Below are 24,717 nucleotides of genomic sequence, written 5' to 3' on the forward strand. Positions count from 1 at the left end.
GTCAGTGGATGCGTTCGAGGACGACGACCGGGATCTCGCGGTCGGTCTGGCGCTGGTAGTTGTCGTAGTCCGGCCAGGTGGCCGTCATCAGCCGCCAGAGCTCCGGCTTCTCCCCAGGGGCCGCCGTGCGGGCGCGGGCCTTGAACCGCTGGTCCTTCACCTGCACGTCGACGTCCGGGTTGGCGAGCAGGTTCTTGTACCACTCCGGATGGTCGGGGTCGCCGCCCTTGGAGGCCACGATCACGTGGTCGTCGCCGTGCCGCTGGTAGATGAGCGGCGTCGTGTACGGCCGGCCCGACTTGCGGCCCTTGGTGGTGAGAAGGAGCACTGTGGTGTTGTTCCAGTCGTGTCCTTCGGCGCCATCGGTTTCCTGATAGCGCTGGACATGTTCCTTGCCGTAGAGCATGGACCCTGTCTACCCGCGACCGGCGTGACCTCACCGTGACGTGCCCGGGTCTGTACGAGAAGTTGGCGGTCGCCGTCGCGGGCGGGCCGGTCACGCCGGCGTTCGACCTGCCGATGCCCGGCGTTTCCCGGATCGAGCCGACACCGTGATCAGCATGTCTGTACGCGGGCGCACGCTGGTGAGAGCCTTTGGCCATGACCGATCCGGCCGAGGCACTGGCCGCCCGCATCGAACGCTTCGAGCAGGCCGCTGATCCCGAGCTGATCTGGGATCCCGCGGCGCTGGCCGAGGCCGAGGAGGCGATGCGCGCGTGCGCCGGCGACCGCTCCGACGCCGCCGCATGGCGCCTGATCGGCATGCTGCACCTCGCCCGCTACCGGCTCGACCAGCGCGTCACGCAGGACGCCGCGGTGGCGGGCGCGTTCTTCGCCGCCGTGGCGCTGCTCGACCCGGGGCGGCTGCCCGAGCGGCTGCGCGGCTCCAGCATGCCTTCCGGCGACTCGGCCGCCGGCTGGGCCGGTCTGGTCGAGGAGATCTTCCGGCTGGTGGACCCGGGTGGGTACCCGCACGTCGGGCTGCTGATCGAGGCCCTGGTCCGGCACGCGGTGGCGCGTCCGGGGGCGGAGGAGGTCGCCGAGCGGCTGGGCGAGCTGCTGCTGCAGGAGTCCGTACGCCCATCCGATCCGGCCCGCTCGCCCGAACCGGCACGTCCGCCTGACTCCGCGTCTTCGCCGGGCCCGGCGCGAGCCGGTGATCCCGCCGGTTCGCCTGGCCCCGTGCGGCCGCCCGGCACCGGCGGAGCGGACGAACCGGCCGGAGCATCAGGATCCGCCGAGCCTGAGCCCGTCGGGCCTGAGCCCGAGCGCGACCGGACCGCCGGATCCGCCGGCCCGGACGGGCGCATGCGTACGACCGGCCCCGCGTGGGCCCCACGCGCGCTGTCCGCGCTGGGGAACGGCCTGGTGCGGCTGCACGAGGAGACGGGCGCGCCCGAGGCCGCCGACGACGCCGTGCACCTGCTGTTCCGGGCGGCACTTGCCGACCCCGTCGCCCACACGGGTGAGCTGGCGGACGCGCTCAGCCGCGCCGCGCCCGGCGACGAGGAACTGGTCAGGGCCTATCTGAGGGCGGCGCAGAGCCCTCCGGGCAGCCAGGACAGGTCGCAGGCGCTGCGCGCGCTCGTCGACCTCACCCGTGACCGGGCCGACCGGTCGCTGGCGGACGGCGACCTGCTGGCGTTCATCAGGGTGGGGCAGTGCGCGCTGGACTTCTGGCACGAGCCGTGGTCCACGTCCGGGGTGGTGGCTCCGTACGCGACCGGGCTGGTCGAGTGGTACGTGGTCACGGGGGACGAGCGCTCGCTCGAAGCCGGCACGGAAATGCTGGAGGCGATCCGCGTGACGCCCGGCGAGACGATCCGAGGGCTCGGCGCGGACCCCGTCGCGCGGCTCGTTCTGCTGGGCGAGCGCCGCAGGAGGCGCTACGCCGTCACCGGCGACCTCGCCGACCTGGACGCCGCCGTCGACGCCGCACGTGAGGGGGCCGCGCTCGCGCCCACCGGTCACCCCGAGCGTGCCCGCCTGCTCGCCGGCCTGGCGAACGCGCTGCTCGACCGAGCCGTCACCACCGGCGGTGATCCGGCCGAGCCGGTCGCGGCCGCCCACGCGGCGCTCGCCGCCCAGGACCGGCGCCACGCGGCCAGGGCCGAGGTGCTGCTGCTGCTCGGCCGGGCGCTCCGGCTGCGTCTCACCACGGAGAGTGCCGACGAGGCCGTCACCGCGCTGCGCGAGGCCCTGGCGGCCGGCGACCGGCCGGCGCTGCGGGCGGAGGCGTACAGGCTGATCTCCGAGGTGCTGCGGTGGCGCGCAGAGCGGGCGGGACGGACGCAGGACCTGGACGACGCCGTGGACTCCGCCCGCCAGGCGGCCGAACTCGCCCTCAAGATCGCCTGGGACCCGGCCCCCGCCCAGCAGGCGCTGGGGGAGGCCCTGCTGGCCCGCTTCTCCGCGCGCGGCGACGCCGACGACCTGAGCGAAGCCCTGATCCTGGCCACACCGATCCCCGCCCCGGCCGCCGCCGGCGGCGGCTCCGGCCTGCTGCCGCGGCTGGGAGACCTGCTGGACGGCCTGGTCGAGCAGCCGGAACCGGCGGCGGTGGACGAGCGGCTCGCGCAGGCCGCGACCGAGCTGGCCCTGCGCTCGCCGGACGAGGAGACGGCGGGCAAACTGCTGCGGCTGGCCGAACGGCGGACGCGAGCGCCCGGGGAGCGCGGCGAACACCTGCTCCAGGTGGCGTCGCGGCTGGCCGAGCTGGGCCGTCCGCACCTCGCCGGTGACGTGCTGGCCCGGGCCTGCGCGGCGTTCGAGGAGGCGGGGTCGCGCTCGCGGATGGCGTACGCGCTGTCCGAGCAGGGAGCAGGGGAGGAGGACGCCGGCCGGCTCGACCGGGCGCTGGAGGCGTACGAACGGTCGGCCGCGCTCTACCGCGAGCTGGGCGAGCCGGGCTCCGAGGCGCTCCAGCTCGGCAGGAAGGCCGCCGTTCACCTGCGCTCCGGCGACCCCGCCGGAGCCGTCGAGGAGCACCTGCGCGCCATCGCCCTGTGCGAGGACGCCGGGCTGGCCGCCGAGGAGGCCTCCCACCAGGAGCGCGCGGCCGGCGCCCACCTGGCCGCCGGCGACCCCGCCGCAGCCGTGGCCCGCACGGCCAGGGCCCGCGAGCTGTACGCGGAGCTGGGCGAGACCGAACGTGCGGCCATGGCCCTGGTGCCCGCCGCCAGGGCGGCCGTCGACCAGGGCGACCTCACGGCGGCCGGCGAGCGCATCACCGCCTGCGCCAGGGAGCTGGAGGCGGCGGGAGCGTGGGAGGAAGCCTGCAGGACGCTCGACGCGCACGCCGTCATGCTGGCCGGGCGCGGCCACCGGGCACAGGCGGCCGCCTGCGAGACCCGGCTGGTGGAGATCGTACGGCGGAGGGGACGGCGCCGCGAGCCCGCCGACGAGTGGTACCGCATCGCGCAGCGCCGCCGTGAACGCGGTGACACGGCCGGCGCGCGGTTCGCGTTCGAACTGGCCGAGCGCGAGTACGAGGCCGCCGGCCACGACGACGGGGCCGGATCCGTCCGGTACAATCTGGGCGCGCTCGCGTACGCGGAGGGCGAGCCGCAGCGGGCACTGGAGTACTTCGGCGCCGCGGCGGAGGCATTGGCCCGGCTGCGCGCCCCCGCCAAGGAGTCGACGGCGCTCACCATGCGGGCCGCCTGCCTGGCCGTGCTCGACCGTGCCGAGGACGCCTCGGCGGACCTCGACCGGGCCTCGGAGCTGGCCGCCGTCGCGGGCGATCGCGAGGCGCTCCTGACCGCCGCCCTGGGTAGGGCCGCTCTGGACGTGCGGCTCGGGGACCTGCGGGAGGCGGCGGAACGCCTGCGCTCCGCGCTCGGGCCGGCCGCGGGCGACCCGGTCAAAGAGGCCGTCGTACGCGATCGGCTGGCGGCGCTGGCCGCGCTCACCGGCGATGTGCCCGCGCAGGTGACCGCGCTGGAGCAGGCCATGGCGGGCTACCGCGAAGGCGGCCAGGACCGGCTGGCGGCCCTCGCCTCCACCCGGCTCGGTTTCGCGCTGGAGCGGCAAGGCGAGTTCCGCCGCGCCAGGGCCGCGCTGGAGACCGGCCTGGCCGGGCTGGAGACGGCCGGGGACGTGGTGGGGGTGCCGTTCGAGGTGATCGTGCCCGTGGCGGGGGAACTGGACGTCGAAGTCCTGTCCCGGCTGGCCGCCATCCAGCTGGCCCTCGGCGACGTGACCCGCGGCCGTGCCACCCTCGACCAGGCGCTCACCACTTCGCGGGCGGGCGGCGGCCGGGACGCCAGGGCGGAGCGGCTGGAGCTCTGGCTGCGGATCGAGGAGGCGGAGGCCGCAGGCGACCTGCCGGCGGCCCGCACCCTCGCCGAGGAGGCGCTCACCGCCGCGGAGCGCGCCCTCGCCGACCCGGCCCCGGTCCAGCCGGATGTCGCCGGGACGGGTCCGGGTTCCGCTCCGGCGGAGCCCGTCGAGAGCACGGAGGAACGCTCGTACCTTCTGGCCAAGCTCTCCACCCTCTGCCGCGCCCTGGGAGACCCGATCGCCGCACGCGACCATGCGGCGCGCGGCCACCGGCTACGCGACGGCCACCGGATCGAGCACCTGCGGAACTTGGGGGCGGCGGTCAGTGACCTCGGACGGACGGACGAGGCGGTCCGGCACCTCGCCGAAGCCGTCAGCCTGGCCAGGGCAACCCGGTCGGCCCTCCCGGCCCAGCTGGTCCAGGCCCTTGACCTGCTCGGCCGTACGCTCACCGCGCAGGCCCGGTGGCAGGACGCCGCGAACGCCTTCGACGAGGGACTCGCCCTGGCCGCCGCCCCGGTCTGGCGCGCCCTGAAAGCCCCGCTCCTCGCCGGACGGGCCGCCCTCCACCTCAGGCTGGACGAACTGGACGAGGCGGCGTCCCGCTACCAGCAGGCCCTGTCCATCAGCGAGGAACTGGGCGTCCGGACCGGGCTCGCGGACGCCTACGCTGACCTGGCCCTGGTCCGCACGCTGCGCGGGGAACCGGACGAGGCCAAGCCGCTCGCCGAACGGTGCCTGACCCTGGAACGTGCTCATGGCAGGGGTCACGGCGTGGTGCTGGCCCTGATCGCCCTCGCCCGTCTGAGCCCGGCCCGGGCGCCAAGGCTCCTGGAGGAGGCGCTGGCCCTGGCCGAGGAGCTCGGCTACCGCCCCGGTAGGGCCCTCGCGCTGAGCCGCCTGGGCGCGCGCGACGTCACGAGCTCCTCGTACGCCCGCGCCCGCCTGCGGCTGTCCACGGCCATCGACCTGCTGGCCGAACTCGGGCACGACCTGGAGCTGGGCGTCGCCTGCCACCATCGTTCCCTGGCCGCGGAGGCGCTCGGCGACCTGCCCGCCGCTCTGGCCGACGCGGAACGCGCCTTCGAGCTCGGCCACCTGCCCGCCCGTGACCGGGCCTTCGACCTCGCCGTACGTCTTGGCCGCGGCCTGACCGCCTGGACCATCCTCGAACGCGCCAAGCTCGAGACGCTGGCCGCCCACCTCGATCCCCCGCCGCGCCCGCCCGAAGGCAGCGGCGACACCCCGGAACAGCCCGGCCCGGCCTCCGTTCGGCCGGGCGGCGCGTCGCGTCCCGTTCCCGTGCGAGGCGAGCCCGGCCCGGCGGCCGCGGAGGGGCCGGGCGAGATGCTGGAGGCCGGGCGGCGAGGGCTCGACGCGGTGCGCACGCTCATGACGGCCGCCCGCAACACCCGGGACCCGGAGCAGGCGGCGGAGCTGATCCGGCGCGCCCGCGAGGCCAGGGCCGACGTGGAGTCGTCGTGGCGGCGCACGGAACCTCCGGCCCCGATCCACGTGGCGCTACGGCTGGGCGCCCCGCCCGGCCGGGCCCAGCTGGACGCCCTCGTCGCGCCCGGGCCTGCCGTGCGCTCTCCGGCCGGCACCGGCGCCGCCTCCCGGGGGGCCGTCGGACTGCTCGGGTTCTCCGTGGGGGAAGGCGCCGTCACCGTGTTCGCCCATCGCACGGGCTGGGCCGAGCCGCGGGTGTTTCCCACCGCCGCGGGCCGGGATGTCCTCAGCGACTTCCTCGCCGCCGCGCGTGAGCGGCCGGGGCTGCTGGACGTCGAGGCCCGGCGGCGGCGCGCGGACCTCTGGAAGCGGCTGGCCGATCTGCTGCTGCGGGAGGCGCTCCAAGCCTTCGGCGACGACCTCGACCTCGTGCACCTCCTTCCGCACGCCGAACTGCACGGCATCCCGCTCCACGCGCTCGCCCCGGACGGCCGCACGCTGATCGAACGGTTTCCCGTCGCCTACGCCCCGTCCGCCGCCGTCCTGGCCCGCCTGGCGCGGCGACCCCGGGCGGGTGGCGGGAGTTCGCTGGTGCTGGGCTTCCCGCGGGGGGACGGCGCGAAGGCTCCCGTGGAGGCCGAGGCGGAGGAGGTGGCCGCCCTGCTCGGCACCCGGCCCCGCACCGGCCCGTCCGCCACCTCGGCACTTCTGCCCGGCACGTGGGACGTGCTGCACCTGGCGTGCCACGGCGCGTTCGGTCAGGGCGGCGACCCCTTCGGCTCCGGCGTCCGGCTCGCCGACGGCCTGCTCACGGCCAGGCGGCTGATGGGCATGAACGTCGACGCCGGCCTCGTGGTCCTCACCACCCACGAGCAGACCGGGGAGGAAGCCCGTGCGCAGGTCCGCGGGGGTGCCCGGGTGGCCGTTCCCGGTGCGGAGGACGTGGCCGCGCTGGGGCACGCGTTCCTGAACGCGGGGGCCAGGTCGGCGCTGCTGGCGCTCTGGCCGGTGGCGCCCGAGATCACCCTGGCTCTCCTGCGCGACTTCTACGCCAGGCGGCGCGACGGCGAGGGCGAGGTGCGGGCTCTGCGCTCGGCCGTGCTGGGGTTGCGCGAGCTCTACGGCTCCGCCGAGCCCGACCTCTGGGCGCCGTACGTGCTGGTCGGCCTGCCCGGCTGAGCCTAGAGGTAGGGGCGGGCCGCGCTAACCAGCTCGGCCGCGGCGTCGCGGGTGTCGATGGAGAGGGCGGTGCCGGGCGTGCGCTCCCGGACGTCCTGGTCGCGGATCGCGAACACGGCGGGGGCGACGCCCACGTCGCCGTAGCGCCCGGTCACGGCCTCGCCGATCGCTTGTCGCAGGTCGCGGACCACGCTGCGCGCGGTGTGGCCGGTGCCCGAGGCGGCGAGACGGCCCAGCATCCCGGCGAAGCGCAGCTCCGTCTCGGCCGCGGGACGCTGCCCCGGCAGCACGGGCCGGTCGAGCCAGAACACCTTCCCCGCCAGGAACGCGGCGTAGCCCGCGCCGTCGTGGCCGAGCACGCGCGCCGTCTCGGCGAGCAGCTCCCCGAACTCGGCCAGCTCCGCCCCCGGCGGCAGGTCCGTGGTGACGAACAGGGGCACGATCAGCGCGTCTAGCATGGCAGTTTCCCTCCGTGAGGAGGCTCATCGTAGGACGCCCCACCGACAATCGCGGATCGCGCCACTCCGCCTGCCCGGCGGGTCCGCCCGGTAAGAGCGGTAAGGTCACGTAAGTGGCTGAGGCTCTCCTGATCACCGGCACCGTGGGTGTGGGGAAGACGTCGGTGGCGGACGCCGCCGGCGACGTTCTGTCCGACGCCGGCGTGCCCAACGCGGTCATCGACGTCGACTGGCTCCGCCGGGCCTGGCCCGCGCCCCCCGGCGATCCCTTCAACGGGGCCCTGACGATGCGCAACCTGCGCCCGGTGGCGGCCAACTTCCTGGCCGCGGGCGCGCAGCGGCTGGTCCTCGCCGGCGTCGTCGAGAGCCGCGCCGAGCGCGCCTCCTACGCGGAGGTGCTGGGTGTCCCGCTCACGGTCTGCCGGCTCCACGCCGCTCTCCCCGAGGTACGCGGGCGGCTGAGAACACGCCACACGAACGATCCCGGGTCACTTGACTGGCACCTGGAGAGGGCCGGGGAATTGGCATCGATTCTGGACGCGGCCCAGGTCGAGGACTACGCCGTGGACGCCTGCGCGGGCCCTCCCGCGCAGGTCGCCGCCCTGGTCGTCAAGGGGTGGGGCGTCTAGCGCTCGGTCCACTCGTCTTCGAGCGCCGAGTGCACGATGGAGTCGCGCCAGCCGTGCGGCGTGTGCAGGTGGTGGCGGATGCGGCCCTCCTCGACCATGCCCGCCGTCAGCATCGCGAGCTGCGCCGGCAGGTTGGCGGGGGAACGGGCGCCCCAGATGCGGTGCAGCCCGAGCTGCTTGAAGCCGAACTTCAGCAGCAGGCGCACGAGGTCGGTGCCGATGCCCCGGCCCCACTGGCCGGGATGGAGCCCGAAGCCGATCTCCGCGCTGTGCGGGTGGTCGGCCTCGACGCGCAGGCGGGCCACCCCGATTACGTCGCGGCGCCCGGCGTCGATCACGGCCAGCACGTAGAGGCGGCGCGGCTCGGCGCAGGCGGCCTCCATGGCCTGCTGGACCAGCGCGGTCACCTCGTGCAGGTCGCGCGGGGTGAAGGGCATGTGCTGGGTTGCGGCGGGGTCGCCGTAGACGGCGTGCAGGGCGGTGACGTCGGCCTCCGTGACGTCACGGAGGCCCAACCGTTCACCCTCGCACAGGACACGCCGCATGCGCAGACGGTAACGGAAGTCCCGCGATCTTTACAAGTGGATGTCAAGTGGCGAGTTGACTTCCGTAAGCTCGCGCGACAAGTTCGGCGATGGCGCTGTGGGAGCCGAGCGGCTCCGCGTGCCCGGCGTTGATCGCCGCGGCCGCCTGCTCGACGATGCCCTGCGGGGCCTCGTGCCCGATGATGCAGGGCGCGATGGCGAGGCGCTCAGCGCCGGCCTTGCGCAGTTGCCGGGCCGCGAGGACGACGCCGGGCTCGCTGTCCATCGAGGCGGCGAGGACGGGCAGCGTGAGCCTGGAAGCCAGGAGCACCGCGGTGGCCTGCACGGCCTGCACGGCCCGCTGGCCGCCCGCCGTGCCGAGGATGACGGCGTCGGTGGGGCTGGAGACGTTCAGCAGGCGTACGCGGTCGACCCTGGCCAGGCCGCGCTCGGCGAGGCGGATGTGCAGCGCCTCGGCCAGCAGCGGGTGCGGCCCGAGCGCCTCGGTCACGACGGCTCCCGAGCCGCTGGCCGCGACGGCCTTGCCGATCTCCGCCATGACGACGGGGTCTTCCCAGGTGAGCAGCGGCACGACGACGGCGTCACGGCCGGAGGGCAGCGAGTCGGCAAGGTCGGTGACGCTCTTCAGCCGCACCTCGATCTGCGGGTGGTCGACGCGTACGACCGCCGCGATCTCCTCGGCCACTCCGGCGGTGTCGCCCGGGGTGGCGAGCACGAGCAGAGGGGCGTCCGACGGCAAGGACGTGGGCACGGGACGGCGGTGGCGACCGCCTCCCGGCCGGGGGGCACGTTCGCGTACAGGCAGGCTCACAGGCGCGCAGTTTATGCCTATTCAGGGCCGCCTGTTCCGTGAATCGATGGCGATTCCGTCACAACCTGCCATGCCTGGCAACGAGATGGACCGCTCCGCTCGCTGTGAGTGATCGAGATGGGTTTGTGATGGCCGGAAAGATTGACTAGCCGGTACGAAACGGAAACTCTTGAGCCACTAGAAACGCGTTCTAGAGCGACAATCTCAGGTCCGTCCCCGGAGGATGGGAATGAAGCCGTTCTATGTCCGCGAACTGAGCGTTTATCCCGTCGGCCGTCGCAGGATCTTCCTGCTCGCGATAGCCGTGCTGGCCAGTCTCGTGGTCAATTTCGAGACCACGATCGCCACCATCCTGCCCCTGCTCATGGACGACCTGGGCATGTCGCTCACCGTCTACGGCCAGATCGCCGCACTGTCCGTGCTGGTGGGCGGTATCTCGGCCGGTTTCGGCGGCATCCTGTCCGACCGGTGGGGCCGGGTCAAGATCCTCGTGCCGACCCTGACCGTCACGGCCGCCTGCAACTTCCTGCTCGCCACCGTCGACACCGTGGCCGGGCTGTTCTGGATCCGGTGCCTCATGCTGTTCATCGAGGGCGCCGGCATCACGATCACCGCGTCGCTGGTGCGGGACTTCTCTCCGCGGATGGGGCGGGCGCAGGCGTTCGCGTTCTGGACGTGGGGGCCGGTCGGGGCCTCGTTCCTGGCCGCGCTCATCGCGGGCTTCACGCTGCCGCTGTTCGGCAACGCGTGGCAGTCGCAGGCGATCATCATGGGCGTCGTGTCACTGACCATGTGCGCGATCATCGCCTGGAAGATCGCCGAGCCGTCGGCCGCGCTGCGGGCGCAGGTGCTGGAGGACGAGCAGGCCGTACGGGTGGGGGAGATCGTCACTCACGGTAAGGTCAGGGAGCTGTTCAGGCACCCGCACCTGTGGGCGCACGTGCTCGGCAACACCGGCTGGCAGGTGCTCTACTGGACGTTCGCCATCTTCGGGCAGACGATCCTGTCGGGCGCGTTCGGCATGGACCCGGCCGTGGCCAACCGGGTCGTCGCGCTGAGCATCGTGGTCAACGCCCTGACCGTGGTCGTCGTCGGCCGCATGTCCGACCGGCTGCGGCTGCGCAAGCCGTTCATCGCCGTGGGGACGGTGCTGACGACCGGTGCGATGGCGTACTTCATCGCCCTGATCGGTCCCGGCGTCCCCACCGCGCACGTGACCATCGTGTACGCGCTGATCCTGCTGTTCATGGGCATCGCGTACGTGCCGTGGATGGCCAGCTTCTCCGAGAACGCCGAGGACGTCGAGTCCCGGCTGCAGGGCTCGGCGCTGGGCATCTGGGGCATGGTCGTCCGCGTCATGATCGTGGTCCTGCTGGTCGTCTCCCCGATCGTCGTCGAGGCCGGCGGCTGGCAGACGTGGCTGACCGTGGCGCTCGCCGGCCAGGTCGTGTTCCTGGTCTCCATGGCAGCCTTCAAGGGCCGCTGGCGGCCGGAGCGGACCGCGGCCCCCGAGACCGCGGCCTAGCGTGCGGGCACGACGACCGACTGCGGGTTGCCTGGGGCGTACACGGTGATGCCCTGCGGCAGTGACTTGAGCTTCTCGATCTCCGCGCAGGACGGGCACTTGTCGTAGCCGTCCTGCCTGGCCCTGTTCGCCTTCGCCTCCGCCTCGGCCTGGGCGACCTTCGCCTGGGCCTCGGAGACGGCCGCGGCGGCGGCCAGCGAGCGGTCCACGGCCTTCTGCACCTCTGCGGGCAGCGTCACCTTGACCAGCGTGAAGCGGAGCCCGGTCAGGAAGTCGCCGCCCAGCGTGGCGGGCAGGTCGCGGGCCAGCGAGGCGTTGACCGCGTCCTGCACCTTGGCGATGGTGGCGTTGCTGTCCTGCGGCTTGAGGCCGGAGCTCTCCAGCAGCGAGCAGGAGGGCACCAGTTCGGCGCAGCGCATCGCGCCGATCTGCCCGCGCAGCGCGTTGTCGATCACCGGCCGGACGGCCTGGCCGAAGAAGGCCGCCCAGCCCTGGTCGCCGTCCCACGGGTAGAGGGAGCTGTCGTCCTGGGCGCGGAAGGTGCGCGTCCCGTACTTGTCGTCGAACTTCTTCAGCGTCCCGTGGTCGAGGTTGAGCGTGAAGTAGAGGGTGCCCTCGATGCCGAGGTTCACGCCGTCGCTGCTCGGGACCGTCACCACGTCCACCCCGAGGGCGGTCGCCCGCCTGGTGTCCGCGGTGATCGTGTAGAAACGCTGCTGCGCCGGATAGCGGTGCACCGACGACCACATGCCGGTCCAGGTCACCCCGGAGCCGGGGTTGATCACCTCGCGCACCTTGTTGTCGTCGAGCGGGCCGCCGTCGCGCACCACGGCCACCTCGCCGCCGCTCGTGCTCTCCATGCCGCCCACGCCCCCGACGAGCAGGGGGATCACGATGATCGCGGCAACGACGGCCAGGGCGATTCTCATCCGGATCCTCTCGCGCGGGCGGCGTTGGCAGCCGCCGCCCGCGGCTTTCGCGGCATTCCTACGGATCTCAGGCGAACGGGCCCACCTGGCCCGGCAGCGAGGGCCTGGCGGGTACGTCGGGGTCGTCGGCGAGGTCGAGGTCGCGCGTCTCGGGGGCGATGGCCAGGCCCACGGCCGTCACCGCCAGGGCGGCGACCACGTAGACCGACACCGCCACCGTCGTCTGGAACGTGTGGAAGAGCTGGAGAGCGATGACCGGGGCCAGCGAGCCGCCGACGATGCCGGCCACCTGGTAGCCCATGGACGCGCCGCTGTAGCGCAGGCGCGTGCTGAACAGCTCGGCGATGAACGCGGCCTGCGGGCCGTACATCGCGGCGTGGGTGACCAGCGCCACGATGGCGGCCAGCGCGATCAGGGGGAAGGACCTGGTGTCGAGCAGCGGGAAGAACGCGAACACCCACACCGCGGCGGCGACCACGCCCGCCAGGTAGACGGGCCGCCGGCCGTACCGATCGGACAGCGCGCCGGCCACGGGGATCAGGCCGAGCTGCAGCGCCGACGCGATCAGCACCGCGTTCAGCGCGTACGAGCGCGGCAGGTCCAGCTCACCGGTGATGTAGACGATGATGTACGCCGTGAAGGTGTAGAAGGCGACATCGACCCCGATCCGCGCGGTGAAGGCCGACAGCAGGGCGCGCGGGTGGGTGCGCAGCACCTCGAGCAGCGGCATCTTCGCCTTGGCGCCGTGCTGCTCGACCTCGGCGAACAACGGCGACTCCGAGATCTTGAGCCGCACCCACAGCCCCACGAAGACCAGCGCGCCGGACAGCAGGAACGGCACCCGCCAGCCCCACGACAGGAACGCCGCGTCGGACATCGTGAAGGACATGACCGTGAGCAGGCCCGTCGCCAGCACGTAGCCCGCGGGCACGCCCACCTGCGGCCAGCTGGCGTTGAAGCCGCGCCGCCGGCCGTCGCCGTGCTCGAGCGACATGATGACCGCGCCGCCCCACTCGCCGCCGAGCCCCAGGCCCTGCACGAACCGGAGCAGCGCCAGCAGGATCGGCGCGATCACGCCGACGCTCGCGTAGCCGGGCAGCACGCCGATGAGGAACGTCGAGACGCCCATCACCAGCAGCGTGACCACGAGGACGGTCTTGCGGCCCGCGCGGTCGCCGAAGTGGCCGAACACGATGCCGCCCAGCGGGCGGGCCACGAACGCCACGGCGTTGGTCGTCAGCGAGGCCAGGGTGGCGTTGAAGGGGTCGAGGTCGGGGAAGAACAGCTGGGGGAAGACGAGGGTCGCCGCGGTGGTGTAGAGGAAGAAGTCGTACCACTCCAGCGACGTGCCGATCAGGCTGGCGAGGATCACCCGCCGGGTCTGTTGCGTGGAGCCTGACATCGAATGCTCCTAGAGTTGATGGGGGACAGTTTCAACGTAAGGATCGTTGAACAATTCGACAAGAGGTTTGCTCCATGATTCCCTGTCGATTGTGGATAACGTGGTTGCCGATCTCTCCCAGGACCGGCCCCGCCTGGGACGCAGCAGCACGGCGGAACGGGTGGCCGACATCCTGCGCGACCGCATCAGCGAAGGCTTCTTCCCTCCGGGGCAGCGGCTCTCGGAGGAGTCCATCTCCGAGGCGCTCGGCGTCTCGCGCAACACACTGCGCGAGGCGTTCCGGCTGCTCGGCCACGAGCGGCTGCTCGACCACCGGCTCAACCGCGGCGTGTTCGTCCGCCTGCCGTCCGCCGCCGACGTCTCCGACCTCTACCGCGTGCGCCGCGTGCTCGAAGGCGCCGCGGTGCGGCGTACCCCCGGCGAGACGGAGCTCGCGACGATCGGCGAGGCCGTCCGTGACGCCGAGCGGGCCGCCGCGAAGGACGACTGGCAGGCCGTCGGCACCGCCAACATCCGCTTCCACCAGGCGCTCGTCTCGCTCATCGGCAGCCCGAGGATCGACGAGGCCATGCGCCAGCTGCTGGCCGAGCTGCGCCTCGTCTTCCACGTGATGGAGAACCCGCGGGCCTTCCACGAGCCGTTCGTCGACCGCAACCGCACGCTGCTCGAGCTCATCGCGTCGGGCGGGCCCGACGTGGCCGCCGCCTACCTCGACGACTACCTCGACCACGCCGAGCGGCTGCTCATCCACGCCTTCGAACCGAGCCGCTAGCGTGGGCGCATGGACCGGATCTTCACCCTCGACGAGGCCCGTGCGCTGATCCCCGCCGTGATCGAGGACGCCCGCGTCGTGATCTCCGCCCGCGCCGACCTGGCCGAGATCGATTTCGACCGGCGTACGAAAGGGCGCTCCGAGCTCGGCGGCCTGCCTGAGCTGAAGGGGCTGCAGGCCCGCGTCGAGGAGATCCTGAGCGGATGGAGCGAGCAGGGGATCGAGGTCAAGGGCATCGCGCCCGTGCTCGTCGACTTCCCCTCCGAGCTCGACGGCGTGTCCGTACGGCTCTGCTGGATCGAGGGCGAACGCGAGCTCGCCTGGTATCACCGCACCGAGCTGGGCTTCGCCGGCCGCCGCCCGCTCTGATCAGCGGTCCGCGCACCCGGCCTGCCGCACCCGGGCGATACCGGCCACGGCGGGCATACGCTGCTGGGGTGGAGGTTCACTCGACCAAGGCGATGGCCGCGCGAGCCGTCGACCTGTGCGTGGAACTGCTGCACGAGCAGCCGTCGATCGAGTCGGTGTCGCGGGTCCTGCGCGACCACGGGGAGACCGGAGACCTCGATCTCAGCGCGAACGACCTGACGGCGATGCGGGAGGCGGCGGCGCGGCTGCGCGAGGTGCTGGCCGCGCAGACCGTCGGCGAGGCGGCGGCCCTGCTCAACCGGCTGCTCGCCGGCGGAGCACAGACCCCCAGGCTCACCAGCCACGGGGGTTCGACGACCTGGCACCTGCACGTCGACAGCGGTGACGACGCGCCGTGGGGTGAGTGGTTCCTGGCGTCCTCGGCGATGGCGCTGGCGGTGCTGCTCGCCGACCACCAGAGGGTTCCCGGCGGGCTGTGCGCCGCACGGAGCTGCGGGCGGCCTTTCCTCGACCTCGGAGGCGGCAGCCCGCGACGCTACTGCAGCGCCCGCTGCGCCACCCGCGAACGCGTCGCCGCCCACCGCTCCCGCTCCGGCACCCGCGCCCCCGGCTGACCCCCTTCCCCCGGCGCTCGCCCGGTCACCGCCGGGGGATGAGCACCACCACGGCCACCGCCTGCAGCGCCGCTCCGGCCAGCAGGGCCGCGCCCGGCGAGTACGACGCCAGCGGGCCCGCCATCGCGGAACCGAGCGCGTACGAGGTGATCTTCAGGCTGGCGGCCGTGGTGAACACCTGGCTCCGCAGGCGGGCGGGCGCCTCGCGGTGGCGTACGGAGAACAGCGCGGTGAGCTGCGGCCCCTCACCCGCTCCCGCGACGGCGGCGGCGACCACGGCGATCCAGAACGACTGCGCCACGGCCGCCAGCACCATGCCCGCCCCCAGCACCGCCGTCCCCCAGACCAGCACACCATCCCACCACCGCACCGGGTCGCGGGCGGCCCGCGCTTCGCCTCCCGCGCCTGCCGGGTCGCAGGCGGTCCGTGCGCCGTTCCCCGCGCCTGCCGGAGCGCGGGTGGCCAGGAGCGCGTTCGTCGCCAGCCCGCACGCGGCGGTGACGGACAGCAGCAGCGCGCCGTGGCCGCTCTCTCCGGTGAGGCGGACACCCAGCACGGGCACCGCCACGACGAGCATGGCCAGACCGGCGCACGAGATCATGGATCCGGCCGTCGCCCCGCGCAGCCGCGGATTCCTGGCGATGGCGGCGAACCCGGCGATCAGCTCCGCCCGTACGGACCGCCCACCCCTCTGGCGCCCGACCCCCTTGCGCCCACAGCGGCCGGTCCCGGCGGAGCGCCCCGCGAAGGACGTGTCCGGACGTGGGGGCAGGGTCCAGGCGACGGGCAGGGCGACGATCAGGAGCGCGGCGCAGGCGGGCACCGCCATGGTGGCGCCGCCCACGGCCGCGAGCACGCCCACCACGGCGGGACCGGCGAGTCCTGCCACGTTGTAGGTCATGGCGTCGAGCGCGGTGGCACGGCCCAGCCGTTCGGGCCCGGCCACCAGCGGCAACTGCGCGGTCCAGCCGCCCGCGAGCGCGGGACCCAGCAGGCCGGTCGCGACGGCCACCCCGATGAGCGCCGCATCCGGCACCCGGCCCAGCCCCGAGAGGACCAGCAGGAGGCCGGCCGCGTATCCCGACAGGCAGCAGGCGAGCAGCCTGCCGGGCCGCCGCGCCCGGTCGAGCAGCACTCCGAGCAGCGGCCCGCCCACGGCGGCCGAGACGGTGAGCCCGGCCAGCAACCACGACGCCAGCAGGGGAGATCCGGTGACGGCGAGTCCGGTGACGAGCAGCGCGGGCCCGGACATCTCATCTCCGGTGCGGGCGGCGACGGCCCCGCCCATGTAACGGGATAACATAGTGGAGACGTTACATGGATGATGCTCGTAGCGAGCGCGGGGTCGCCGGGAGCCGGTCAGGAACGTTCCAGTCTGCTGGAGGCCGCTTCGCGCTCGCGGACGGCCCGGCCTGTACGGACTGCGTGCCGCGCAGGCCGGGCGCGTCATCGGCGGCCATCCCGCGCCGCCCGGTGCCACCCCGTGATCGAATGTGTGTTTGAACGATGACGTACACTCGTCCTCATGACAGCCGCGTTCCAAGCATCTCTGCTCGGCCTCGACGAGGAGCTCGCGGTCGGCCCGCTCGGCGACACGGTGCGCAGGACCCACCTCGCCCACGGCGCCTGGATCGACCTGCGCCCCGGCTGGCTGGCCGGAGCCGACGAGCTCTACGAACGGCTGGCCGAGACGGTTCCGTGGCACGCGGAGCGGCGGCACATGTACGACCGGGTCGTCGACGTGCCCCGGCTGCTGAAGTTCTACGACGAGCACGAGACCCTGCCCGACCCGGCGCTCGACGAGGCCAGGCGGGTGCTCAACGCCCACTACGGCGAGGAGCTGGGCGAGCCGTTCCGTACGGCCGGGCTCTGCTTCTACCGCGACGGCCGTGACAGCGTGGCCTGGCACGGCGACACGATCGGCAGGGGCGGCACCGAGGACACCATGGTGGCGATCCTCTCGGTCGGCGACCCCCGCTCGCTGCTGCTGCGGCCGCGCGGCGGCGGTTCCTCGATCCGCCACGACCTCGGCCACGGCGATCTGATCGTGATGGGCGGGAGCTGCCAGCGCACCTGGGAGCACGCGATCCCGAAGACCAGCCGCCCGGCGGGGCCGCGCATCAGCGTCCAGTTCCGCCCGCGCGGCGTGCGCTGACCCCACGGGTGGGATGCGGCCGGTCAGCGCAGGGTCAGGCGTGCGACCCGGCCCTGCTCACCCGCCGCCCAGCACGACAGGTCCCGCGTGCACGAAACCGTGTCGAACGAGCCGTCGTCCCGAGCACGACGGACGCTGACAGCACGCTCAACGCGATGCGAAGCTTCATGTCGGGCAAACTAGCCCAGAGGATCACTACCGTCCATCGTTTCCCCGCCCCTCGCCGAGGAACTCGCCGATCAGCGGGTTGACCCGCTCAGGTGCCTGGCGGCTGGACCAGTGGCCGACGCCTTCGAGCAGCACGTACCGGCCGCCGGGGATGAGCGCGGCGGCGGCTTCGGTACGCGTGGGGTTCACCCCCGCGTCCCCTTCTCCCTGGATGAGCAGGGCGGGGCAGGCGATCTCCCCGAGGCGCGGCCTGAGGTCGACGCGCATCCGCAGGGGCCCGATGGAGGCGTTCTGCCAGTCGGAGGAACCCGCTCCCGCGACCCGCACCTCCGCCATGATCTCGTCCACGACGTCCTCGAAGTCGTCGACGGGCCCGGCGAAGAGCGCCCGCCTGGCGAAGCCGGCGACGCTCTCCCGGCTCCTGAACATGGCGCTCGGCAACGTCTTGCTCAGCAGCGGCAGCTTGGCGACGAGCCAGAGCGCCTGGTGCACGACGGGCGGGAACGACAGGATCCCGGCTGGGGCGAGCGCCACGATCCGGTCGACGCGGGAGGGGTGCTCGATGGCGTACGCGAGGGTGAGCGCGCCGCCCTGGGAGAGGCCCACCAGGGCCGCGGAGGTCAGTTCGAAATGGTCGAGCACCTGGGTGACGGCGGCCAGCAGGCGCTCGTGGGTGGCCGGTCCGTCCCAGGGACGGCTCCTGCCCTGCTTCGGCCAGTCGAGGGCGAGAACGCGGTGCCGGGCGCTCAGGGCCGGGATGAGGTGCCGCCAGCTGAGCAGCGCGTTGTCGATGCCCGCCCCGCTCAGCAGCAGCACGGGGGAGCCCCGATCGCCGGCGCTGTAGACGTGCAGCCGGCCCTCCGGGCAGGTGAGATAGGTGCTGCGCAACCCGGACGGCTCCGCGGGCGCCCCCGCCGTCACTCCGCGCCCTTTCCCGCGTCGCCTGCCCCGGACGCGTCCGTCCCGGTCGGGCCCGGGGCGGATGCGTGCGTTCCGCCGGGGTTCTCGGCGGCGGCGCGGTACGCCTCCCACCGGTCCCACAGGGCCGGCAGTTCCTGCTCCAGGAACTGGTAGAGCTGGTGGACGCCGACAAGGCGCTCGCGCCGCTCGGGCGCGCTGCCGGCCAGCACCCGCAGGCCGTCCTCGGTGAGTTCCCTGAACGCCGCCGTCTTGGCGTAACGCCCGGCGACCATGCGGCTCCACCCGTCGGCGGCGATGCGGAAATACTCCTGCCGCTCGCCCCTGCGGCGGACCCCCTCGACGAGCCCGCTGGGGGTGAGCAGGCGGGTCGCGCTGCTGATGGAGCTGCGGCTGACCCGGAGCACATCGGCCAGCTCCGCCGCGCTCTGCTCTTCCGGGTCGCTGATGAGCAGCCATCCGATCACCCGGCCGGCGATCAGTGGCAGGCCCTCCCGCGCGAAGAACACCGCGACGTCGTCGACGAACTCGAGCTCGGCTTCCGAAGGGGTACGCATATTTCGGATATTACTGTCATTGCAGTAATGACTGCAATGACGAGAATGCGGCTCAGGCGGAGACCCGCGACCCGCCCCAGGCCAGGAGGGCCTCGGCGGTGCCGAACCGCCGGCTGGAGACGGACTCGTCGAGCAGCACGCCGACCAGCCGCCGCCCCTCCGACTCGCCCGCGAAGGCGAGGCAGTAGCCCGCCGCCCGGGTGAACCCGGTCTTCAACCCGATCGCGCCCGGCGTCCCGAGCAGCCTGTTGGTGTTGCGCCAGCTGTAGGCGCGGTGGTCGTCGGTGGCGGCGAGCGTGTGCCGCCGCGTGCCCGCTACCTCCTCGATCAGTGGTACCTGGAGCGCCTTGACCGCCAGCAGGGCCTGGTCCTCGGCCGTGGAGTAGCCGTCGCCGCGCGGGGTGGGCAGGCCGTCGGCGTTGACGTACTCGGTGTCGGACATGCCCAGCTCGCGGGCGGTCGCGTTCATCCTGGCGACGAAGCCCTTGACGCCGGGGCCGTACGTGCGGGCCAGCGCGTGGGCGGCGTCGGCGCCGGAGGGGAGCATGAGGGCGTACATCAGCTCGCCGACGGTGAGCCGGTCGCCGGGGCGCAGGTCGGCGGTGGTGCCGCCGCCGTCCTCCGCGTACGCGACGTCTTCGGCCTTGATCCGGACCACGTCGGTGGGTTTGGCCGACTTCAATACGACATATGCGGTCATGGTTTTGGTCAGGCTGGCGACCGGCATGCGCTCGCCGGCGTCCTTGCTGAAAAGCACGTCGCCGGACTCGGCGTCGATCAGATGGGCCGCCCGGCCGTAGACCGCCGGGGTGTCTCTTTCCGCGGCGGTCATGACGGGCGGGGCGGCCGGCGCCTGGGCGGCGGCGGGCGCGGCTACCCCGGTGACCAGGGCGGCGGCGCCTGCCAAGGCGACAAGTGGGGCTCTCCTGATACGCATGACGACAGGGTGCCGCGCATTTTGGGGTGCTGTTGACGAAAACAACGAAAATTCATGACCGGATGTCAGAAAGCCCGATATTTCCGGGCCTTTCGTGAGGTAAATCTTTTGCGAATATGCTCACCGGTCGTGCCAGAAGGTGCCGGTCACGCGTTCGCCATGTGCCAGTTCCGCGAACAGATCCTCCCAGAGCGGCATCACCTGCTCCGGCGCGTAGGCCCGTGCCGTCTCGGCCGCGGCCTGGCCCATGCGCACCCGCAGATCCCGGTCGGAGATGACCCGCATCAGGGCGTCGGCCAGCGCGTTCACGTCCCGCGGCGGCACGAGCACGCCGTCCAACCCGTCGGCAAGCACGTCCCCCGGGCCGGTAGGGCAGTCGAACGCGACCACGGGCAGCGCGTGCGCCATGGCCTCGATCATCACCATGGGGAAGCCCTCGAACCGGGAGCTCAGCGCGTACACGGAGGCGTTCGTCAGTTCCCGGTCCAGCCGGCCGGTACGCCCGGGCAGCGTCACATGGCCGCCCAGGTCCAGGCGCTGCACGAGCCCGTCGAGCTCCGCCTTCCTGGCGCCCGTGCCGAAGACGCGCAGCCGCCATTCCGGGTGGTGGGCCACGACCTTCGCGAAGGCCTCGATGAGCAGGTCGAACCCCTTCTGCGCGGTCAGCCGCCCGGCCGCGACCACCACGGGGTTCACCTGCTGGGACGGCTCCTGCTCCGCCAGGTGGGCCGCGTTCGGGATCTGCACGATCGGGGCCCCCGGGAGCAGGCGCTCGTATGCATGCCGGTTCGTGCGGGTCAGAACGGTGATCGCGTCGAGGCGGCCGTAGTGACGGGCGATCTGCCTGCGGATGGAGTCGGGGTAGGCCGGCAGGTTCATGTGCTCCTGCGCGACCGTGACGACACCCTTGGGCGCGCGGCGGGCCGCGATCAGGTTGAGCGCGGGCCGCGCGGTCACGAGGACGCCGTCGCGGAGCGCGGCCACGTAGTCCATCGCGGCGCGCTCCACCCGTTCGGTGAAGTAGGCGCTGGCGAACTCCCCGCGCGGCACGACCTTCCCCCGCACCCGGCGCCACGCCCTGCGCCCGAGCGAGTCGGGACGCCGGCCGCCGCGCTGGTCCACGAGCGTCACGATCGGGATGCGCGGGTCCAGCCCGAAGCGGGGTCTCTCGCGGCGCCGCACGAGGCTGACCAGTTCGACGTCGTGGCCCGCGGCGGCCATCGCGTTCGCCTGGTTGACGACCGCGCGGATGGTGCCGCCGGCGCCGTAGGCGTGCAGCATGAAGTAGCGGATCTTCATGGCGCGTGCTCCCGGGCCCGTGCCTCCGGGGCGGGAGGCACGCGGGCGGCGGGCGCGCGGGAGGGGTCGGGACCGGACCTGGCCAGCGTCGTGCTCGGTGTTCGCTGCCGGTTCATGCCGATGCAGGGTAACGACCGTACCTGGCAGTTCCCTGGCAACGGCGGCACGCAGGGCGGGCGTGCGTGCCCGCGCATGATGATCAAGACTCGCTAGGGTGGCCAGGAGCGGTGCGCGGCGAGGTCGAGAGGGATGAGCATGGACGAGGGACGACCGGCGGACGACGTGATCCTGGGCATGATCGCCGATCGCCTCGGCGCGGCCATGGGCAGGCCGTGGCAGGTCCAGGACGGCAGGGCCAAGGGGCCGGGCACGCTCGCCGTCGTGCTGGGCGACGACCACTCCGGCGACCCCGGCCACCTCGACCTCGACTTCGTGCTCAACGTCGACCGCCCCGAGGACACCACGATCAGCGACTGCGTGGCCGGGTACGGCGGCACCACTGAGGAGGCCCTCGACCGGGCCGTCCAGGTGTGGCTCGGCACGACCGGCAGCGCCCTGATCGAGCTCCTCGTCCAGGACGGCTCGCACGCCGCCCACTTCGGCCCCGACGACCCCGACGGCTTCTCCGGCTGGCACGCCATCCACGGCGGCATCACCGGCTGGGGCACCGGCGACGACCATGAGGCCGTCCAGCGGTGGGCCGTCCAGCACGTGGTCCTGCCGCACCTGGCTCCCGCGCTGAAGGGCACGTTCGAGCGCGAGCGCCTGATCGGCGTCAAGGCGTTCTTCGGCGGGGGCGAGGGCGCCGAGACGGCCGAGATCCGGGTCAACGGCGCCTACCACGAGGCGGGCTCGCGGGCCCTGGCCGAGCTGGACTGGCCGCGGCCCGAGCAGGGCATCTCGTACGCCCGCACCTTTGTCCTGCTGGTGCACGACGAGGCCGGCTGACCCCTCAGCCGCCGATGGCCGACGTGGGCGCCGGCCATCGCCCCCCATGGCCAGGCCCGCGCGCCCGCCCCCTCCGCCTGTTAGCGTTACCGGCAGGGGGTGTGCTGCGGTGAAACCCAGGAATGGCAGGCCGGCGGTGCTCATGGACGTGGCGGTGCTGGCCGGTGTCTCGGCCATGACCGTCTCGCGCGTGCTCAACGATCCCGACCGGGTGCGCGCCGAGACCCGGGCCCGGGTGCTGGCCGCGGTCAGGGAGCTCGACTACCGGCCCAACCAGGCGGCCCGCCAGCTGGTCACCGGCCGCTCCGGCGTGCTCGGCGTGGTCAGCATCGACACCACCCTCTACGGCCCCGCCACCACCCTCTACTGCATCGAGCAGGCCGCGAGAAACGCCGGCTACAACGTCAGCATCGCCAGCCTCAGCTCGCTCAACCGCAGGTCGATGGAGGAGGGCGTGCAGCGGCTGCGCGCCCAGGCCGTCGACGGCGTGATCATCGTCGCGCCGCACGAGTCGGCCACCGAGGGGCTGCGCCACCTGCCGCCCGAGATGCCGGCGGTGGCGGTCGACGCCGGCGACGACCTCCCCGTGCCCGTGGCCAAGGTCGACCAGCGGGCCGGAGCCGTGCGCGTGACCAGGCACCTGCTCAGCCTCGGCCACCGCACGGTGTGGCACGTGGCGGGGCCGGCCGACTGGCTCGACGCCGACGGCCGCATCGAGGGCTGGCGCGGCGTGCTGGAGGAGGCCGGCCGGCCGGTGCCCGACGTGCTGCGCGGCGACTGGAGCTCGCGCTCCGGCTACCGGCTCGGCCGCGGCCTGGCGCGGGAGCCCGAGCTCACCGCCGTGTTCGCGGCCAACGACCAGATGGCGCTCGGCGTGCTGAGGGCGCTGCGCGAGGCCGGGCGGCGCGTGCCCGAGGACGTCAGCGTGGCCGGCTTCGACGACATCCCCGAGTCCGCCTACTACTGGCCGCCGCTGACCACCGTGCGGCAGGACTTCGGCGAGGTCGGCCGGCTCGCCTTCCACATGCTGCTCGACCGGATGGCGGGCGCCGACCCCGACGGGCGGCGCCTGGTCGAGCCGGAGCTCGTCATCAGGGAGAGCACCGGCGCCGCCCCGGGGTGAGCCTCAGGCCAGCCTGATCACGTTCCACGACACCGGCGGCAGCAGGACGCGTGCCGGGTCGTGCTCGACGTCGGGGTTCGGCCTGGGCACGATCCGGTCGGGGGCGTCGGCCGTGTTGCGGGCGTAGACGTCGGCGTCCGTCAGGGTGGTGGCCTCGACGATCCGCGCGCCGCCGAGCGCCCGCGTGTCGATCGTCAGCGACAGCGGCGCGTCGGTCGAGCGGTTGACCGCGAACAGCGTCGTGCCCTCCTCGGCGTGCGTGGCGACCGCGTGCAGCAGCGGCACCTCGCCGTACTCCTTCGTCTCGTACGACGGCGAGACCGGCTCCACCCGCAGCACGTCGCCCGCCGCGTGCCTGGACGCCTGCGCGAACGGATGGAACGTCGTCTGCCGCCAGGCCCGCCCGCCGGGCTCCGTCATGATCGGCGCGATCACGTTCACCAGCTGGGCCAGCGACGCGGCGGTCACCCGGTCGCTGTTGCGCAGCAGCGTGATCAGCAACCCGCCGAACGCCACCGCGTCGGCCAGGTGGTAGTGGTCCTCCAGCAGCGGCGGCGCGACCGGCCAGTCGGTGGGCGGCTCGGCGTCCCGGAAGCGTGACAGGTACCAGACGTTCCATTCGTCGAAGGAGATGTCGATGCGCTTGCGCGACTTGAGCCGCGCCCCGACGTGGTCGGCGGTGGCCGCGACCGAGGAGATGAAGTACTCCATGTCGGTCGAGCAGGCCAGGAAGCTGCCGAGGTCGCCGTCCTTCTCCTCGTAGTAGGCGTGGCAGGAGATGTAGTCGACCACGTCGTACGTCTCCTCCAGCACCGTGGCCTCCCACGCGCCGAAGGTCGGCATGCCGGAGCCCGAGCTGCCGCAGGCCACGAGCTCCAGGTTCTTGTCCATCGTGCGCATGGCGCGGGCGGTCTCGGCGGCCAGCCGGCCGTATTCGCGGGCCGTCTTGTGGCCGGTCTGCCAGGGGCCGTCCATCTCGTTGCCGAGGCACCACATCCTGATGCCGTGCGGCTCCTTCGAACCGCCCGCGACGCGCAGGTCCGACAGCGTGGTGCCGGAGGGGTGGTTGCAGTATTCGAGCAGGTCGAGGGCCTCGGCGATGCCGCGGGTGCCGAGGTTGAGCGCCATCATGGGCTCGACGCCGGCCTTGCGGCACCAGCGGACGAACTCGTCGACGCCGACCTCGTTGGTCTCGGTGCTGTGCCAGGCCAGGTCGAGCCGGCGCGGTCGCTCGGCGACCGGGCCGATGCCGTCCTCCCACCGGTAGCCGGAGACGAAGTTGCCGCCGGGGTAGCGGACGGTGGACACGCCCAGCTCCCTGGTCAGGTCGAGCACGTCGCGGCGGAAGCCGTCGCCGTCGGCCGAGGGGTGGTCCGGCTCGTGGATGCCGGTGTAGACACATCGCCCGAGGTGTTCGACGAACGTGCCGAAGGTGCGCCGGCGTACCGGAGCCACCTTGAACGCGGGATCGAGCGTGAGTTCTGCCTGGTGCACGGAGGGGACTCCTGGTGTTGCGCGGGCGTGACGTCGCTCCAGATTGTTAGCGTTATCAGCGGTGGGGTCAAGGGGCCCGCGCTCGCCCCCGGGTGTCGGGCAAGCGTTTTCCGCGGGGGCCTTGACAGGCTAGGTGTTACCGCTAACACTCGGGT

Annotated in this window: 21 protein-coding genes; 9 read left to right on the forward strand and 12 right to left on the reverse strand. The window is 73.2% G+C overall.

Annotated features, from left to right (window positions below; genetic code table 11):
• Position 1: 1 nt before the first annotated feature.
• Entirely contained in the window at positions 2–406 is a 405-nt protein-coding gene (locus ACTWPV_RS27550) for a nitroreductase family deazaflavin-dependent oxidoreductase (protein ID WP_347643950.1), read from the reverse strand.
• Positions 407–600: 194 nt separating this feature from the next.
• Here ACTWPV_RS27550 and ACTWPV_RS27555 point away from each other — a divergent pair, with 194 nt between their 5' ends.
• Positions 601–6,909 carry a CHAT domain-containing protein gene (locus ACTWPV_RS27555; protein WP_443154010.1) on the forward strand — a complete coding sequence of 2,103 codons (6,309 nt, stop codon included), beginning with the start codon at positions 601–603 and terminating at the stop codon, positions 6,907–6,909.
• Positions 6,910–6,911: 2 nt separating this feature from the next.
• On the opposite strand, the gene ACTWPV_RS27560 is transcribed toward ACTWPV_RS27555, so the two are convergent.
• Positions 6,912–7,367, reverse strand: coding sequence for a hypothetical protein (locus ACTWPV_RS27560; RefSeq protein WP_443154011.1), 456 nt, complete (start codon positions 7,365–7,367; stop codon positions 6,912–6,914).
• Between the two features lie 113 nt (positions 7,368–7,480).
• On the opposite strand from ACTWPV_RS27560, the gene ACTWPV_RS27565 reads away from it, so the two are divergent.
• Positions 7,481–7,996, forward strand: a complete 516-nt coding sequence (locus ACTWPV_RS27565) for a hypothetical protein (RefSeq protein ID WP_443154012.1) — start codon at positions 7,481–7,483, stop codon at positions 7,994–7,996.
• Here the strand turns inward: ACTWPV_RS27565 and ACTWPV_RS27570 are convergent.
• Positions 7,993–8,541, reverse strand: a complete 549-nt coding sequence (locus ACTWPV_RS27570; protein ID WP_443154013.1) for a GNAT family N-acetyltransferase — start codon at positions 8,539–8,541, stop codon at positions 7,993–7,995. The genes ACTWPV_RS27565 and ACTWPV_RS27570 overlap by 4 nt on opposite strands.
• Before the next feature lie 43 nt (positions 8,542–8,584).
• The gene (locus ACTWPV_RS27575; protein ID WP_443154014.1) at positions 8,585–9,292 is read right to left on the reverse strand and encodes a sirohydrochlorin chelatase; all 708 of its coding nucleotides are present in this window, start codon (positions 9,290–9,292) and stop codon (positions 8,585–8,587) included.
• A gap of 289 nt (positions 9,293–9,581) precedes the next feature.
• On the opposite strand from ACTWPV_RS27575, the gene ACTWPV_RS27580 reads away from it, so the two are divergent.
• On the forward strand, positions 9,582–10,877 hold the full coding sequence (locus tag ACTWPV_RS27580) for an MFS transporter (RefSeq protein WP_347643944.1): 1,296 nt from the start codon (positions 9,582–9,584) through the stop codon (positions 10,875–10,877).
• Here the strand turns inward: ACTWPV_RS27580 and ACTWPV_RS27585 are convergent.
• Both ACTWPV_RS27585 and ACTWPV_RS27590 read right to left on the reverse strand, forming a co-directional pair.
• Positions 10,874–11,806: an SPFH domain-containing protein gene (locus tag ACTWPV_RS27585; RefSeq protein ID WP_443154015.1), complete on the reverse strand. Its 933-nt coding sequence runs from the start codon at positions 11,804–11,806 to the stop codon at positions 10,874–10,876. The two genes, ACTWPV_RS27580 and ACTWPV_RS27585, sit on opposite strands and share 4 nt — an antisense overlap.
• A gap of 67 nt (positions 11,807–11,873) precedes the next feature.
• Entirely contained in the window at positions 11,874–13,208 is a 1,335-nt protein-coding gene (locus tag ACTWPV_RS27590; RefSeq protein ID WP_443154016.1) for an MFS transporter, read from the reverse strand.
• Positions 13,209–13,308: 100 nt separating this feature from the next.
• Here ACTWPV_RS27590 and ACTWPV_RS27595 point away from each other — a divergent pair, with 100 nt between their 5' ends.
• From ACTWPV_RS27595 to ACTWPV_RS27605, 3 genes are all read left to right on the forward strand, one after another.
• Positions 13,309–13,980: a GntR family transcriptional regulator gene (locus ACTWPV_RS27595; RefSeq protein ID WP_443154017.1), complete on the forward strand. Its 672-nt coding sequence runs from the start codon at positions 13,309–13,311 to the stop codon at positions 13,978–13,980.
• A gap of 9 nt (positions 13,981–13,989) precedes the next feature.
• Positions 13,990–14,349, forward strand: a complete 360-nt coding sequence (locus ACTWPV_RS27600; RefSeq protein WP_347643940.1) for a DUF2203 domain-containing protein — start codon at positions 13,990–13,992, stop codon at positions 14,347–14,349.
• Positions 14,350–14,417: 68 nt separating this feature from the next.
• Complete coding sequence (locus ACTWPV_RS27605; RefSeq protein ID WP_443154018.1) at positions 14,418–14,963, forward strand: CGNR zinc finger domain-containing protein; 546 nt, start codon at positions 14,418–14,420, stop codon at positions 14,961–14,963.
• Between the two features lie 25 nt (positions 14,964–14,988).
• On the opposite strand, the gene ACTWPV_RS27610 is transcribed toward ACTWPV_RS27605, so the two are convergent.
• Positions 14,989–16,266, reverse strand: a complete 1,278-nt coding sequence (locus ACTWPV_RS27610) for an MFS transporter (protein ID WP_443154019.1) — start codon at positions 16,264–16,266, stop codon at positions 14,989–14,991.
• A gap of 222 nt (positions 16,267–16,488) precedes the next feature.
• Here ACTWPV_RS27610 and ACTWPV_RS27615 point away from each other — a divergent pair, with 222 nt between their 5' ends.
• Positions 16,489–17,118 carry an alpha-ketoglutarate-dependent dioxygenase AlkB gene (locus ACTWPV_RS27615; RefSeq protein ID WP_443154020.1) on the forward strand — a complete coding sequence of 210 codons (630 nt, stop codon included), beginning with the start codon at positions 16,489–16,491 and terminating at the stop codon, positions 17,116–17,118.
• A 195-nt stretch (positions 17,119–17,313) separates the two neighbouring features.
• Here ACTWPV_RS27615 and ACTWPV_RS27620 read toward each other — a convergent pair whose 3' ends face one another.
• The 4 genes from ACTWPV_RS27620 to ACTWPV_RS27635 all read right to left on the reverse strand — a co-directional run bounded on the left by ACTWPV_RS27620 (position 17,314) and on the right by ACTWPV_RS27635 (position 20,997).
• Positions 17,314–18,207, reverse strand: a complete 894-nt coding sequence (locus ACTWPV_RS27620; RefSeq protein ID WP_443154021.1) for an alpha/beta fold hydrolase — start codon at positions 18,205–18,207, stop codon at positions 17,314–17,316.
• Complete coding sequence (locus tag ACTWPV_RS27625; RefSeq protein ID WP_443154022.1) at positions 18,204–18,761, reverse strand: GbsR/MarR family transcriptional regulator; 558 nt, start codon at positions 18,759–18,761, stop codon at positions 18,204–18,206. The genes ACTWPV_RS27620 and ACTWPV_RS27625 overlap by 4 nt, the downstream gene beginning before the upstream one ends.
• Positions 18,762–18,813: 52 nt before the next feature.
• The gene (locus ACTWPV_RS27630; protein ID WP_443154023.1) at positions 18,814–19,698 is read right to left on the reverse strand and encodes a D-alanyl-D-alanine carboxypeptidase family protein; all 885 of its coding nucleotides are present in this window, start codon (positions 19,696–19,698) and stop codon (positions 18,814–18,816) included.
• A gap of 120 nt (positions 19,699–19,818) precedes the next feature.
• A complete protein-coding gene (locus ACTWPV_RS27635; RefSeq protein ID WP_443154024.1) occupies positions 19,819–20,997 on the reverse strand; it encodes a glycosyltransferase family 4 protein in 1,179 nt (392 codons plus the stop codon).
• Between the two features lie 255 nt (positions 20,998–21,252).
• Between ACTWPV_RS27635 and ACTWPV_RS27640 the strand changes: the two genes are divergently transcribed.
• The gene (locus tag ACTWPV_RS27640) at positions 21,253–21,945 is read left to right on the forward strand and encodes a DUF6348 family protein (RefSeq protein WP_443154025.1); all 693 of its coding nucleotides are present in this window, start codon (positions 21,253–21,255) and stop codon (positions 21,943–21,945) included.
• A 142-nt stretch (positions 21,946–22,087) separates the two neighbouring features.
• On the forward strand, positions 22,088–23,068 hold the full coding sequence (locus tag ACTWPV_RS27645) for a LacI family DNA-binding transcriptional regulator (protein WP_443154210.1): 981 nt from the start codon (positions 22,088–22,090) through the stop codon (positions 23,066–23,068).
• A 3-nt stretch (positions 23,069–23,071) separates the two neighbouring features.
• Here ACTWPV_RS27645 and arfA read toward each other — a convergent pair whose 3' ends face one another.
• Positions 23,072–24,562 carry an arabinosylfuranosidase ArfA gene (arfA, locus tag ACTWPV_RS27650; RefSeq protein ID WP_443154026.1) on the reverse strand — a complete coding sequence of 497 codons (1,491 nt, stop codon included), beginning with the start codon at positions 24,560–24,562 and terminating at the stop codon, positions 23,072–23,074.
• Positions 24,563–24,717: the final 155 nt, after the last annotated feature.

The organism is Nonomuraea sp. KM88, assembly GCF_052245635.1.
GTDB lineage: Bacteria > Actinomycetota > Actinomycetes > Streptosporangiales > Streptosporangiaceae > Nonomuraea.

Bases quoted from the DNA above. Each gene is read 5' to 3' on its own strand.
- ACTWPV_RS27550 (WP_347643950.1), bottom strand. From the start codon at position 406: ATGCTCTACGGCAAGGAACATGTCCAGCGCTATCAGGAAACCGATGGC.
- ACTWPV_RS27555 (WP_443154010.1), top strand. From the start codon at position 601: ATGACCGATCCGGCCGAGGCACTGGCCGCCCGCATCGAACGCTTCGAG.
- ACTWPV_RS27560 (WP_443154011.1), bottom strand. From the start codon at position 7,367: ATGCTAGACGCGCTGATCGTGCCCCTGTTCGTCACCACGGACCTGCCG.
- ACTWPV_RS27570 (WP_443154013.1), bottom strand. From the start codon at position 8,541: ATGCGGCGTGTCCTGTGCGAGGGTGAACGGTTGGGCCTCCGTGACGTC.
- ACTWPV_RS27580 (WP_347643944.1), top strand. From the start codon at position 9,582: ATGAAGCCGTTCTATGTCCGCGAACTGAGCGTTTATCCCGTCGGCCGT.
- ACTWPV_RS27585 (WP_443154015.1), bottom strand. From the start codon at position 11,806: ATGAGAATCGCCCTGGCCGTCGTTGCCGCGATCATCGTGATCCCCCTG.
- ACTWPV_RS27590 (WP_443154016.1), bottom strand. From the start codon at position 13,208: ATGTCAGGCTCCACGCAACAGACCCGGCGGGTGATCCTCGCCAGCCTG.
- ACTWPV_RS27600 (WP_347643940.1), top strand. From the start codon at position 13,990: ATGGACCGGATCTTCACCCTCGACGAGGCCCGTGCGCTGATCCCCGCC.
- ACTWPV_RS27610 (WP_443154019.1), bottom strand. From the start codon at position 16,266: ATGTTATCCCGTTACATGGGCGGGGCCGTCGCCGCCCGCACCGGAGAT.
- ACTWPV_RS27615 (WP_443154020.1), top strand. From the start codon at position 16,489: ATGACAGCCGCGTTCCAAGCATCTCTGCTCGGCCTCGACGAGGAGCTC.
- ACTWPV_RS27625 (WP_443154022.1), bottom strand. From the start codon at position 18,761: ATGCGTACCCCTTCGGAAGCCGAGCTCGAGTTCGTCGACGACGTCGCG.
- ACTWPV_RS27630 (WP_443154023.1), bottom strand. From the start codon at position 19,698: ATGCGTATCAGGAGAGCCCCACTTGTCGCCTTGGCAGGCGCCGCCGCC.
- ACTWPV_RS27635 (WP_443154024.1), bottom strand. From the start codon at position 20,997: ATGAAGATCCGCTACTTCATGCTGCACGCCTACGGCGCCGGCGGCACC.
- ACTWPV_RS27640 (WP_443154025.1), top strand. From the start codon at position 21,253: ATGGACGAGGGACGACCGGCGGACGACGTGATCCTGGGCATGATCGCC.
- ACTWPV_RS27645 (WP_443154210.1), top strand. From the start codon at position 22,088: ATGGACGTGGCGGTGCTGGCCGGTGTCTCGGCCATGACCGTCTCGCGC.